This is a genomic window from Escherichia sp. KTE159, from assembly GCF_000408805.1.
GTDB classification, from domain to species: domain Bacteria; phylum Pseudomonadota; class Gammaproteobacteria; order Enterobacterales; family Enterobacteriaceae; genus Escherichia; species Escherichia marmotae.
Genome location: NZ_KE137293.1, coordinates 152491 through 165256, shown reverse-complemented (window position 1 = coordinate 165256; position 12766 = coordinate 152491). Strand labels below are relative to the sequence as shown.

At 44.6% G+C, this 12766-nt stretch carries 12 protein-coding genes; 7 read left to right on the top strand and 5 right to left on the bottom strand.

Annotation, left to right across the window (positions count from 1 at the left end):
• The first annotated feature begins 35 nt into the window (after nt 1–35).
• The 4 genes from rfaJ (at nt 36) to A31E_RS04260 (ending at nt 3843) form a co-directional block, all read left to right on the top strand.
• Nucleotides 36–1052, top strand: coding sequence for a lipopolysaccharide 1,2-glucosyltransferase RfaJ (rfaJ, locus tag A31E_RS04245; protein ID WP_016249410.1), 1017 nt, complete (start codon nt 36–38; stop codon nt 1050–1052).
• Nucleotides 1053–1069: 17 nt separating this feature from the next.
• The gene (gene rfaY, locus A31E_RS04250; RefSeq protein ID WP_000615163.1) at nt 1070–1768 is read left to right on the top strand and encodes a lipopolysaccharide core heptose(II) kinase RfaY; all 699 of its coding nucleotides are present in this window, start codon (nt 1070–1072) and stop codon (nt 1766–1768) included.
• 73 nt (nt 1769–1841) lie between these two features.
• Nucleotides 1842–2645: a 3-deoxy-D-manno-oct-2-ulosonate III transferase WaaZ gene (gene waaZ / locus A31E_RS04255; RefSeq protein ID WP_016249409.1), complete on the top strand. Its 804-nt coding sequence runs from the start codon at nt 1842–1844 to the stop codon at nt 2643–2645.
• A 55-nt stretch (nt 2646–2700) separates the two neighbouring features.
• Nucleotides 2701–3843: a lipopolysaccharide N-acetylglucosaminyltransferase gene (locus tag A31E_RS04260; protein WP_016249408.1), complete on the top strand. Its 1143-nt coding sequence runs from the start codon at nt 2701–2703 to the stop codon at nt 3841–3843.
• Nucleotides 3844–3896: 53 nt separating this feature from the next.
• Here A31E_RS04260 and rfaL read toward each other — a convergent pair whose 3' ends face one another.
• The 4 genes from rfaL to rfaD are packed head-to-tail and all read right to left on the bottom strand — an operon-like array spanning nt 3897 to nt 8101.
• Nucleotides 3897–5114 (bottom strand): O-antigen ligase RfaL, encoded by a 1218-nt coding sequence (gene rfaL / locus A31E_RS04265; RefSeq protein WP_016249407.1) that lies wholly within the window; start codon nt 5112–5114, stop codon nt 3897–3899.
• A gap of 38 nt (nt 5115–5152) precedes the next feature.
• On the bottom strand, nt 5153–6109 hold the full coding sequence (rfaC, locus tag A31E_RS04270) for a lipopolysaccharide heptosyltransferase RfaC (protein WP_016249406.1): 957 nt from the start codon (nt 6107–6109) through the stop codon (nt 5153–5155).
• Between the two features lie 3 nt (nt 6110–6112).
• Nucleotides 6113–7159, bottom strand: a complete 1047-nt coding sequence (rfaF, locus tag A31E_RS04275) for an ADP-heptose--LPS heptosyltransferase RfaF (RefSeq protein WP_000699256.1) — start codon at nt 7157–7159, stop codon at nt 6113–6115.
• Nucleotides 7160–7168: 9 nt separating this feature from the next.
• Nucleotides 7169–8101: an ADP-glyceromanno-heptose 6-epimerase gene (rfaD, locus tag A31E_RS04280; protein ID WP_000587764.1), complete on the bottom strand. Its 933-nt coding sequence runs from the start codon at nt 8099–8101 to the stop codon at nt 7169–7171.
• A gap of 213 nt (nt 8102–8314) precedes the next feature.
• On the opposite strand from rfaD, the gene kbl reads away from it, so the two are divergent.
• The 3 genes from kbl (at nt 8315) to waaH (ending at nt 11819) form a co-directional block, all read left to right on the top strand.
• Nucleotides 8315–9511, top strand: a complete 1197-nt coding sequence (gene kbl, locus A31E_RS04285; protein WP_001213851.1) for a glycine C-acetyltransferase — start codon at nt 8315–8317, stop codon at nt 9509–9511.
• A gap of 9 nt (nt 9512–9520) precedes the next feature.
• The gene (gene tdh, locus A31E_RS04290; protein WP_000645981.1) at nt 9521–10546 is read left to right on the top strand and encodes an L-threonine 3-dehydrogenase; all 1026 of its coding nucleotides are present in this window, start codon (nt 9521–9523) and stop codon (nt 10544–10546) included.
• Between the two features lie 238 nt (nt 10547–10784).
• Nucleotides 10785–11819, top strand: coding sequence for a UDP-glucuronate:LPS(HepIII) glycosyltransferase (waaH, locus tag A31E_RS04295; RefSeq protein ID WP_000982071.1), 1035 nt, complete (start codon nt 10785–10787; stop codon nt 11817–11819).
• Here waaH and A31E_RS04300 read toward each other — a convergent pair.
• Nucleotides 11806–12765, bottom strand: coding sequence for a divergent polysaccharide deacetylase family protein (locus A31E_RS04300; RefSeq protein ID WP_000483843.1), 960 nt, complete (start codon nt 12763–12765; stop codon nt 11806–11808). The genes waaH and A31E_RS04300 overlap by 14 nt on opposite strands.
• Nucleotide 12766 lies beyond the last annotated feature (1 nt).

Below are 12766 nucleotides of genomic sequence, written 5' to 3'. Positions count from 1 at the left end.
GGGAAACTATAAAATAATGATATAAGGGTAGCATTGTGGACTCATTTCCTGCCATAGAGATAGATAAAGTTAAAGCCTGGGATTTCCGGCTAACTGATATAAATACTTCTGAATGTTTAAATGTTGCCTATGGTGTCGATGCTAATTATCTTGATGGTGTAGGTGTTTCTATCACATCAATTGTTCTAAATAATCGACATATTAATCTTGATTTTTATATTATTGCTGATATCTACAATGATGATTTTTTTCAAAAAGTCGCAAAACTTGCAGAACAATACCAATTAAGAATCACGTTATATAGAATTAATACTGATAAGCTTCAGTGCTTGCCTTGTACACAGGTCTGGTCAAGAGCAATGTACTTTCGCTTATTTGCATTTCAATTATTGGGTTTAACGCTTGATCGTTTGCTTTATCTTGATGCGGATGTTGTTTGTAAAGGTGATATTAGCCCGCTATTGCATCTGGATTTAAACGGAGCGGTGGCTGCTGTTGTTAAAGATGTTGAGCCAATGCAGGAAAAGGCAGTGTCAAGGTTGTCTGATCCTGAACTACTGGGGCAGTACTTTAATTCTGGTGTCGTTTATTTAGACTTAAAAAAATGGGTTGACGCAAAACTAACAGAAAAAGCGTTGTCTATTCTTATGAGCAAAGATAATATTTATAAATATCCTGACCAGGATGTTATGAATGTCTTACTGAAGGGAATGACAATATTTTTACCTCGTGAGTACAATACAATTTATACAATTAAAAGTGAATTAAAAGATAAAACACATCAAAACTATAAAAAGTTGATTACAGAAAGTACTCTTCTTATTCATTATACAGGTGCTACTAAACCGTGGCACAAATGGGCAATATATCCATCGGTGAAATACTATAAAATAGCGTTAGAAAATTCCCCCTGGAAAGATGACTCTCCGCGAGATGCAAAATCAATTATTGAATTTAAAAAAAGATATAAACATCTGTTAGTGCAACATCATTATATCTCAGGAATCATAGCAGGAGTCTGTTATCTTTGCCGAAAATATTACCGTAAATAACATTTAACTGGTTTATCATGATTCAGAAGAACAAGATCAAAGACTTAGTTGTTTTTACCGATGAAAGCAATTCAAAGTATCTCAATGTATTAAATGACTTCTTGTCTTATAATATAAATATCATCAAAGTTTTTCGTTCTATTGATGATACGAAAGTCATGCTTATTGATACCGATTACGGTAAATTAATACTTAAGGTCTTTTCCCCGAAAGTTAAGCGTAACGAACGTTTCTTTAAGTCGCTGTTAAAAGGTGATTATTACGAACGCCTTTTTGAGCAAACCCAAAAAGTACGAAATGAAGGGTTAAATACCCTCAATGATTTTTATTTGTTGGCTGAGCGAAAAACCTTACGATTCGTCCATACTTATATCATGATTATCGAGTATATTGATGGTGTAGAGTTGTGTGATATACCCGATATTGATGATGTACTAAAAAATAAAATTCAGCAATCAATTAATTCATTGCATCAACATGGTATGGTTTCTGGTGATCCCCATCGTGGTAACTTCATTATAAAAAATGGTGAGGTTAGAATTATTGATCTTTCAGGAAAACGTGCTTCAGCACAGCGTAAAGCGAAAGATCGTATTGATTTAGAGCGTCATTACGGTATTAAAAATGAGATTAAAGATCTAGGTTATTATCTTTTAGTATATCGTAAAAAAATGCGCAATTTTATGCGGCGTTTGAAAGGGAAACCAGCACGCTAAAATAGAAATATCCCGCAATTACTTGTCTTCGTTAGGCATTTTTACACGGAGTTATTTATTTCACAGGTTTATCATGAAGAATATTCGATACATTGACAAAAAGGATGTTGAAAACCTGATAGAAAATAAGACATCTGATGATGTTATTATTTTTCTGTCTGGTCCCACATCGCAAAAGACGCCTTTGTCGATATTACGGGCAAAGGATATTATTGCTGTCAATGGTTCAGCGCAATATCTGTTAAGTCATAATATTGTTCCCTTTATATATGTACTTACAGATGTTCGCTTTTTACATCAGCGTCGTGATGACTTTTATAAATTTAGCCAGAGAAGTCGTTATACCATAGTAAACATTGACGTTTATGAACACGCTTCCGAAGAAGATAAACTTTATATCCTCCAGAACTGCCTTGTATTACGGTCTTTTTACCGCCGGGAAAAAGGTGGTTTTATAAAGAAGATCAAATTTAATATTTTGAGTCAGATTCACAAAGAACTGCTGATCTCTGTACCTTGGTCTAAAAGAGGTCGTCTGGTCGGATTTTGCAAGGACATCAGTCTTGGTTATTGCTCATGTCATACTATTGCCTTTGCTGCAATTCAAATAGCATATTCACTGAAGTATGCACGGATTATTTGTTCTGGTCTGGATTTAACTGGTAGCTGCTCGCGATTCTATGATGAAAATAAGAATCCCATGCCCTCGGAATTAAGTAGAGATTTATTCAAAATATTACCCTTCTTCCGCTTTATGCGTGATAATGTAGAAGATATCAATATTTATAATTTATCTGATGATACAGCAATTCAATATGATATTATTCCATTTGTGAAAGTATCAGAAATTGAAGGCTCTTGTAGTTCGATAAAATAAACTAATATCTTTTATGTTGCTATGATGTTTTATAAAATATTGGGGTTGTTTAATAATGATTAAAAAGATAATGTTTACCGTTACACCAATATTTTCTATACCACCAAAAGGAGCTGCGGCAGTCGAAACATGGATTTATCAGGTTGCAAAAAGACTTTCGATGTCAGCAACTATTGCCTGTATTCGAAACGAGGGCTACCCGACCTACACAAAAGTAAATGATAAATGTGATATTCACTACATTGGTTTTAGTCGAATCTATAAACGTCTTTTCCAAAAGTGGACCCGACTTGATCCTGTGCCGTATTCTCAGCGTATTTTAAATACCCAACCTAAAAATGCTGATCTGAAAGAATCTGTTATTGTCATTCATAATAGTATGAAACTTTATAAACAGATTCGTGATAGAAGCCCCCAGGCGCAACTCGTCATGCATCTTCATAATGCTTTCGAACCAAGTCAGTTAGACAAAAATGCAAAGATAATTGTACCGAGCCAGTTTCTTTTTGATTTCTATTCAGAAAAAATGCCTGATGCAGATATTGCTATTGTGCCGAATGGTTTTTGTTCTGAATCTTATACACAAAATATTACGGAAGATTTAAGACAGAAGCTTAATATTGATGCCAATGATACCGTATTATTATTTGCAGGAAGGATATCACCAGATAAAGGATGCCTGATGCTTATGGAGGCTTTTAATAATCTGCGTGAGAAGCGAGACAATCTAAAATTGGTTATCGTTGGTGATCCTTATGCCAGTAGAAAAGGTGAAAAAGCTGAATATCAGAAAAAGGTTCTGGATGAGGCGAAAGCCATTGGCGCGCAATGTATTATGGCAGGTGGACAGCCGCCGGAGCAGATGCATAATTATTACCACTTAGCCGATCTGGTGGTTGTTCCTTCTCAGGTAGAAGAGGCTTTTTGCATGGTAGCCGTTGAAGCAATGGCGGCTGGTAAGCCTGTTCTTGCCAGTCAAAAAGGGGGGATTCGCGAGTTTGTCCTGGAAGGTATAACGGGCTATCACCTTGCTGAACCTATGACATCTGAAAGTATTCTCGCTGATATCAACCGGGTTTTAGCAGACAGTAATAGAACACAGATTACCGAAAATGCCCGGAAATTCGTTTTCTCAAAATATAGCTGGGAACATGTAACACAGTGTTTTGAAGAACAAATGCAAGACTGGTTTGGTTAAAAAATCATTTGATTTGAAGAGCCTGCCTGAACTTAATATCAGGCAGGCTTTTTTTATTTATTCCGCATTGCTAACAGTAAACTAACAATCAAGCCTATTGGTTTAAGATCAACTTCCTCGAAGTTGCCTCGAATAATATAAAAGCCGACAAAGGTTAAAAATAGCAATAAATGGCCATTGTAAGGGGAGACCATAACTTTTTTAAATATCACATTGGTTGTTTCTTTGATAATAGAGCCATACAGATAAAGTAAAGCGAGTAACCCAGCTAAACCTGCAGCAAACCAAATTGACAAAATAATGTTATGTGGCCCAATAGATTTCTTGCTTATCCAGGATGGAAAATCTACGACGCGTTTGTTATAAATACGATGGTAAATATCATCTCCGTAGCCATATCCCTTAAGCGGATTTTCCATTATTAATGTCCAGGCTGTACCCTGAGTGCCATTGGTGTAGCGATTAGAGCTGTCAGTTTGTTGAAGTTTATAAATAAGTCTATCTTTGTTGGTATTATCAACTTTATAGGTAAATACGCAAGCTGCAGCGATGGTAATAATTATGGAGGCAAGCATTAATAATTTCCACTGGCGATTTAAGATTAACCACAGTAGAGTAACAATGAATACTGCCAGCCATGCGCCTCGGGAGAGTGTTCCTAATAAAAGAAACAAGAAAACAACACTGAAAATTATAAAACCTATTTTATAAGATGTTTTCTTGATAAACCAAAGATTTAATAATGCGGGAAATAAGAACACCATTGAATCTGAAATGCTGCGATGTTCATATGTCGTAAATGGCATTATTCCTTTGTTATAATCCTGAATGTAAAGAATAATTTCAACAAGGCAACGTAACCCAAGTCCGCTAACTAATGAGTATAGTACAATTTTACCGATGCTTTCATTATCTTCATCTTTTAATAATGCGGGTATAAGTAAACTATATGCCAAAAATCCTTTAAGTACCGTATTACTGAACTCTTTAAAACTTACTTTCAGGTCGGGTGATATGAAAGTGGCATATAAAAGAATGAGTGACAGTGCTATGACACTATAAAAAAGATTATTTTTATAGAGTGCTTTAAATGTTCCTGGAGCACGAGAAACCTGATAGATTACCGTGATGATCATTAGTACTGATATGATATGTTTATAACGAGTAATACCATCAAGGAAAAAGGTTGAAATAAAGAGAAATACCAACGCTTTATTCCAGTATGGTTTCCAGTTCTCTTTATTACGCAGCACCAGCGAGGCTGTTAACATTGCTTATCCACCATCTTAAATAATATATAATGTGTTAATCAGGAATTGATTTTTTTTAATACTGTATCTGCAGCCAAATGAGCAAGATCTTTATCTGCCGCCCTACAAACCACCTGATTCTTCCCATACCCGCCAATTAATCCCGGATCGGTCGGTCCATAAACAGTGATATTGGGTTTATCCAGAGCCGCAGTTAAATGGCTTAACCCCGTATCTACCGAAACCACGAATTTCGCCCCGGCCAGCACTCGGGCAACTCCTTCCAGACTCATCTTCGGCAATACGTCGACATAATCAAATCCCTCCGCCAGCCTTTTCGCCCGAGCTTCTTCATGCGGTGCGCCCCAAGGGAGTTTAATGCGGATCCCCGAATCTGCCAGCAAGCCGATTAATTCTCGCCAGTGCTCTTCCGGCCAGTGCTTATCATCACGGGTCGTGGCATGCAGAAATACAGCATATTCACCAGCATCCGGTAGTGGATTTGTCAGGAAATGCTGCGCAATAGCATAATCGCCCTGGGTTTGTGGTTTGCTATACCCCAGGCTTTTAGCGAACAACTCACGGGTTCGTTCTACGGCGTGCTGCTGTTTCGCAATATGGTGCTTGCGATTATAAAACAGGCTTGCCAGTGGTTCGCGAGCAGTTTGCCAGTCCATTCCATGCTTAACGCCATGCGCCAGACGTGTCACCAGCGCGGCACTTTTTACCAGTCCTTGCGCATCAATAATCGCGTCATAGTTTTCCGCTCGTAGCGCTTCACGAAACGCTTTCCGCTCTGCTTTAACAGGCGCTGAAAACCACGCTTTACGCCAGCGACGTATCGCTACCGGAATAACCCGCTCAACGGCGGCGTGCCAGGAAGGAATTTGTGCAAAACCTTCTTCCACCACCCAGTCAAACGTAATCCCCGGGATTGCCTGCTGTGCATCGGTGAGCGCGGGCAGCGTGTGGAGAACATCGCCCATCGACGATGTTTTGACGATCAGTACCCGCATCCGTCAGGCTTCCTCTTGTAACAACAGCGTGTTGAGTTCTTCCAGCACGAGTTGTGGCGTAATGTCGACCAGGCTCTGGTGATAACCCTCTGCGGCGTCACCTTTACGCACTTTGTGATAACCCGTAATCAGGCGGATCACCCGCGCTTTATGGGAAAGCGGCGGTGTGAAGTCCGGGCTGCTCGGGCCATACAGTGCAACCAGTGGGCGATTAAGCGCTGCCGCAACGTGCATCAGCCCTGAATCATTAGTGACAATGGCTTTACAAGCCGCAATCAGGATAACCGCTTGATCAAGCTGCGTTTCCCCTGCCAGATTACGACACCACGACTGCTGCTCGGTATTCAATGCCGCAAGGATCTCATTACCCGCTTCATGATCTTTAGCCGAGCCAAACAGAACCACCTGATAACCTTCATCAATGAGCTGTTTCGCCAGTTCCGCGTAGTGGTAGTGCGGCCAGCGTTTTGCCGGACCAAACTCTGCACCAGGGCAAAAGCCAATCATCGGGCGTTCTGATGAGAGGGAAAATTGATTACAGGTATACGATTTTTCACCTTCGCTCACCTGTAGCTGCGGCCATAGCAGTGGCTGCGGCAGATCTTGTGCTGTGCGCATAATGCCTTTGTCGTAGGCCAGTGCGACATAGCGTTCCACCATCAGTGGCCAGGCTTCTTTATCAAGTACGCGAACATCGTTGAGTAAACCATAGCGCATTTCACCCCGCCAGCCGGTGCGATGAGGAATACCTGCGAAGAAAGGCACTAATGCTGATTTAAAGGAGTTGGGTAAGACGTAGGCGCGGTCGTAACGTTTTTCGCGCAGGCTATGCCCCAGCTTGCGGCGTTCGCTAATCTCCAGCGCCCCATGACCGAGGGGCATGGGAATGGCTTCGTTGACTTCCGGCATCCGCGACAATAACGGACGGCACCAGGCAGGTGCCATCACGTCGATTATCGCCTGGGGATAGCGCGCCTGGAGCGTACGATAGAGACTTTGCGACATCATCATGTCGCCAACCCAAGACGGGCCGATCACCAGTATTTTCATTCAAAGCTCTTATGCGTCGCGATTCAACCAGGCCATATATTCCGTTACGCCTTCGGCAACGGTTTTGAATGGTTTGTCATAACCCGCAGCACGCAGGTTAGTGAGATCTGCCTGGGTGAATGCCTGATAACGGCCTTTCAGTTTATCCGGGAACGGAATGTATTCGATCTGGCCTTTCTTGTGATAAGCCAGCGTCGCATCCGCCACGGCCTGGAAAGATTCTGCACGACCGGTGCCGAGGTTAAAGATGCCGGAAACGCCATTTTCCAGGAACCACAGGTTCACATCAGCCACGTCGCCCACGTAGACGAAGTCGCGTTTAAAGTTTTCGCTACCTTCGAACAGTTTCGGTGATTCACCGTTGTTAAGCTGAGTGTTGAGATGGAAAGCGACGCTCGCCATGCTGCCTTTATGGCCTTCACGCGGCCCATAAACGTTGAAGTAACGGAAACCGACAATCTGCGAGTTCGCTTCTGGCAGGATTTGACGAACATATTCATCAAACAGGAATTTTGAGTAACCGTAGACGTTCAGTGGTTTTTCGTATTCGCGGGATTCGATAAAGTCGGAGGTGCGTCCGCCATAGGTGGCTGCGGAAGATGCATACAGGAATGGGATTTCGCGTTCCAGACAGTAGTGCAGCAGCTCTTTGGAGTATTGATAGTTGTTATCCATCATATACTTGCCATCCCACTCGGTGGTGGAAGAGCACGCGCCTTCATGGAAAATCGCTTCGACATCACCGAACTCTTCGCCAGCCATAATCTGGATCAGGAAGTCTTCCTTATCCATATAGTCTGCGATATTCAGATCCACCAGGTTCACAAACTTGGTGCCGTCTTTCAGGTTGTCCACCACCAGAATATCGGTGATGCCTTTATCATTCAGGGCCTTAACGATGTTGCTGCCGATAAAGCCCGCGCCGCCGGTAACGATGATCATAACTGTAACCTTCGAATTATGGAGTCAGAGACAATCTCAGACACGAATACTTCTATCATATCACTACACGGCGTTGGCTTCAGCCATTCACCGAAAGTGAGAATGATGGGCGTTATTTATTCTAAATTTTACAGAAGTGTTAACGCGTCATCTCGTCGCGACCTGTAAGTTTGGGTAATATGTGCGGGAATTTGTCCTGTCTGGAGAGTCGCAATGCGTGGAGAATTTTATCAGCAGTTAACTAACGACCTGGAAACCGCAAGGGCGGAAGGGTTGTTTAAAGAAGAGCGCATTATCACGTCTGCGCAACAAGCGGACATCACTGTGGCTGATGGAAGCCACGTCATTAACTTTTGTGCCAATAACTATCTCGGGTTGGCGAACCATCCTGAGCTGATTGCGGCGGCAAAGGCGGGAATGGATTCTCACGGTTTCGGGATGGCTTCAGTACGTTTTATTTGCGGTACTCAGGATAGCCATAAAGAGCTTGAGCAGAAACTGGCAGCATTCCTGGGTATGGAAGATGCGATTCTCTACTCATCCTGTTTTGACGCCAACGGTGGCCTGTTTGAAACGCTGCTGGGCGCAGAAGACGCCATTATCTCTGACGCGCTGAATCACGCTTCGATCATTGACGGTGTGCGTCTGTGCAAAGCCAAACGCTATCGCTACGCCAATAACGATATGCAGGAGCTGGAAGCGCGGCTGAAAGAAGCGCGTGAATCCGGGGCGCGCCATGTGTTAATCGCCACCGATGGTGTGTTCTCTATGGATGGCGTAATTGCCAACCTGAAAGGAGTTTGCGATCTCGCGGATAAATACGACGCTTTGGTGATGGTCGATGACTCTCATGCTGTCGGTTTTGTCGGTGAAAACGGCCGCGGTTCTCATGAATACTGCGACGTGATGGGCCGTGTCGATATCATCACCGGCACGCTGGGTAAAGCGCTGGGCGGTGCTTCCGGCGGTTACACCGCGGCGCGCAAAGAAGTGGTTGAGTGGCTGCGCCAGCGTTCTCGTCCGTACTTATTCTCCAACTCGCTGGCACCGGCCATTGTCGCCGCTTCCATTAAAGTGCTGGAGATGGTCGAAGCGGGCAGTGAACTGCGTGACCGCCTGTGGGCGAACGCGCGTCAGTTCCGTGAGCAGATGTCAGCCGCTGGCTTTACCCTGGCGGGTGCCGATCACGCCATTATTCCGGTCATGCTTGGTGATGCTGTAGTGGCACAGAAATTTGCTCGTGAGCTGCAAAAAGAGGGCATTTACGTTACCGGTTTCTTCTATCCGGTCGTACCGAAAGGTCAGGCACGTATTCGTACCCAGATGTCTGCGGCGCATACTCCTGAGCAAATTACGCGTGCGGTCGAAGCGTTCACGCGTATTGGTAAACAACTGGGCGTTATCGCCTGAGGATGTGAGATGAAAGCGTTATCCAAACTGAAAGCGGAAGAGGGCATCTGGATGACCGACGTTCCTGAACCGGAACTCGGACATAACGACCTGCTGATTAAAATCCGTAAAACAGCCATCTGCGGGACTGACGTTCACATCTACAACTGGGATGAGTGGTCGCAAAAAACCATTCCGGTGCCAATGGTCGTAGGCCATGAATATGTTGGTGAAGTGGTTGGTATTGGCCAGGAAGTGAAAGGCTTCAAAATTGGCGATCGCGTTTCCGGTGAAGGCCATATTACTTGCGGTCATTGCCGTAATTGCCGTGGTGGTCGTACTCATCTGTGCCGCAACACGATCGGCGTCGGCGTTAATCGTCCGGGTTGCTTCGCTGAATATCTGGTGATCCCGGCATTCAACGCCTTCAAAATTCCCGACAATATCTCCGACGACTTAGCTGCGATTTTCGATCCGTTCGGTAATGCGGTACACACGGCGCTGTCGTTCGATCTGGTTGGCGAGGATGTGCTGGTTTCTGGTGCGGGGCCAATTGGTATTATGGCGGCGGCGGTGGCAAAACACGTCGGCGCACGCAACGTGGTGATCACCGACGTTAACGAATACCGTCTGGAGTTGGCGCGTAAAATGGGCATCACTCGCGCGGTTAACGTTGCCAAAGAAAACCTCAATGATGTAATGGCAGAACTCGGCATGACCGAAGGGTTTGATGTTGGTCTGGAGATGTCCGGTGCGCCAGCGGCGTTCCGCACCATGCTGGACACCATGAATCACGGCGGTCGTATTGCGATGCTGGGTATCCCGCCGTCTGACATGTCTATCGACTGGACAAAAGTGATCTTTAAGGGCTTGTTCATTAAAGGCATTTACGGCCGTGAGATGTTCGAAACCTGGTATAAAATGGCGGCGCTGATTCAGTCTGGTCTGGATCTCTCGCCAATCATTACCCATCGTTTCTCCATCGATGATTTCCAGAAAGGCTTTGACGCCATGCGTTCTGGCCAGTCCGGGAAAGTTATCCTGAGCTGGGATTAACACAAAAAAGGGCTGGCATTCCAGCCCTTTTTCCTGAGGATAATCCGTTAAATATGTAAAATCTTGTCAGTACAATAAAGAATAAGTAATTGCGCTGTTCTCTTATATAGCTGTTCTCATTATCTCTCTAACCTGAAGTTACTCTCTCACCCGTAAAAATAATATCTCACCGGCTTAATAGTTTCTTAATGCAAAGCCTGTACAAAGGAACGGTAATTTCAGAGGTCGTCGGTAACTTATGATGAACAGCACCAATAAACTTAGTGTTATTATCCCGTTATATAATGCGGGCGATGATTTTCGCACGTGTATGGAATCTTTAATTGCGCAAACCTGGACTGCTCTGGAAATTATTATTATTAACGATGGTTCAACGGATAATTCTGTTGAAATAGCAAAGCATTACGCGGAAAACTATCCGCACGTTCGCTTGTTGCATCAGGCGAATGCTGGCGCATCGGTAGCGCGTAATCGTGGGATTGAGGCGGCGACGGGCAAATATGTCGCTTTTGTCGATGCAGATGATGAAGTCTATCCCTCTATGTACGAAACGCTGATGACAATGGCGTTAGAGGATGATCTCGACGTGGCGCAGTGCAATGCTGACTGGTGTTTTCGTGATACCGGGGAAACCTGGCAATCTATTCCCACCGATCGCCTTCGCTCAACCGGCGTGTTAACTGGCCCGGACTGGCTGCGGATGGGGCTTTCTTCCCGCCGCTGGACTCACGTTGTCTGGATGGGCGTTTATCGCCGCGATGTTATTGTAAAAAATAACATTAAATTTATTGCCGGATTACATCATCAGGATATTGTCTGGACAACAGAATTTATGTTTAACGCGCTGCGCGCGCGATATACCGAGCAACCATTATATAAATATTATCTGCATAATTCGTCAGTGAGTCGTCTGAATAGACAAGGGAATAAAAACCTTAATTATCAACGCCACTATATTAAAATCACGCGTCTGCTGGAAAAATTAAATCGCCAGTACGCCGACAAAATTACGATTTATCCGGAATTTCATCAGCAAATAACGTATGAAGCATTGCGCGTTTGCCATGCGGTACGTAAAGAGCCGGATATTATTACCCGCCAGCAGATGATTGCCGAGATATTTACTTCCGGCATGTATAAGCGCCTGATTACTAATGTGCGCAGCGTGAAGGTGGGTTATCAGGCGTTGCTGTGGTCTTTCCGCTTATGGCAATGGCGCGACAAAACACGGTCGCACCATCGCATTACGCGTAGCGCCTTTAATTTGCGCTAGCGTTAAGTTTTGCCGCTTCGGGCTGTTTGCCCCAGCCTTGCCACTGATGCTGGAAGTAAACGATCAGTGTGCTCTGGCTGATGCTTTCGCTTAATACTTCAAAGAAGCGATTAGCATAAACCGGTTCCAGCGGTTTCTTCGGTTTACACAGCTTCACACCACGGAACGGATTACGCGGCGCGTTGGGCACGGTGTTTTTCGGCGGAGTCGATGTATCGACCTGCGGTTCATTCAGCAAGCTGCTGGCTTTCACCAGCGTAATGTCTGGCGGCAGGTTATAAACCATCTGCTGCAGCACACGTACCGTTGAAGGGTGAGGATGACCAATGGCGATCGTCGAACCGTTGCGACGCGCCAGTTCAATTGCGCGATTAAACTGCACACGAATATCCGCTTCGTTTTGCGAATCGTCGAGGAATACCTTCCGTTTAATAACTTTCACGCCAGTACCTTGCGCAGCGCGCATCGCCTGGGTATTGCCGATGGTTACGCTGTCGAGGAAGTAAAGATTGTAACGTGCCAGCGCCTGCATCACTTTCTGCATACCAAACAGGTTCGAGGTCATCTTGCTGCCCATGTGGTTGTTGATCCCCACAGCATAGGGCACGTTATTGACTGCACTGCGAATGATGCGCTCAATTTCGTCGCTACTCATTTCCGGGCGTAACGTATTTTTTTCCAGCGGCTGTTTACTCAATGGTGCCATCGGCAGATGAATCAACACTTCGTGACCGCTGTTATGCGCTTTGGTCGCCATCTCTCTGGCGTGCGGCGAGTCGGGTAGCACGGCGACGGAGATAGCGGATGGCATCGCCAGCACCTGGTTTTCGTTGTGCGGGCGATAGCCAAAATCATCAATAACGATGGCAAGTTTGCCAGCAAGTACGGGGGAGGAAAGCGCCAGCAGAGCGGCAAATGCAAGAACGTTACGACGAAATGGAAACAAA

Coding starts and splice junctions, on each gene's coding strand:
- waaH (WP_000982071.1), top strand. CDS start 10,785: ATGATGAACAGCACCAATAAACTTAGTGTTATTATCCCGTTATATAAT.
- rfaD (WP_000587764.1), bottom strand. CDS start 8,101: ATGATCATCGTTACCGGCGGCGCGGGCTTTATCGGCAGCAACATCGTT.
- A31E_RS04260 (WP_016249408.1), top strand. CDS start 2,701: ATGATTAAAAAGATAATGTTTACCGTTACACCAATATTTTCTATACCA.
- rfaL (WP_016249407.1), bottom strand. CDS start 5,114: ATGTTAACAGCCTCGCTGGTGCTGCGTAATAAAGAGAACTGGAAACCA.
- rfaF (WP_000699256.1), bottom strand. CDS start 7,159: ATGAAAATACTGGTGATCGGCCCGTCTTGGGTTGGCGACATGATGATG.
- kbl (WP_001213851.1), top strand. CDS start 8,315: ATGCGTGGAGAATTTTATCAGCAGTTAACTAACGACCTGGAAACCGCA.
- waaZ (WP_016249409.1), top strand. CDS start 1,842: ATGAAGAATATTCGATACATTGACAAAAAGGATGTTGAAAACCTGATA.
- rfaY (WP_000615163.1), top strand. CDS start 1,070: ATGATTCAGAAGAACAAGATCAAAGACTTAGTTGTTTTTACCGATGAA.
- tdh (WP_000645981.1), top strand. CDS start 9,521: ATGAAAGCGTTATCCAAACTGAAAGCGGAAGAGGGCATCTGGATGACC.
- rfaC (WP_016249406.1), bottom strand. CDS start 6,109: ATGCGGGTACTGATCGTCAAAACATCGTCGATGGGCGATGTTCTCCAC.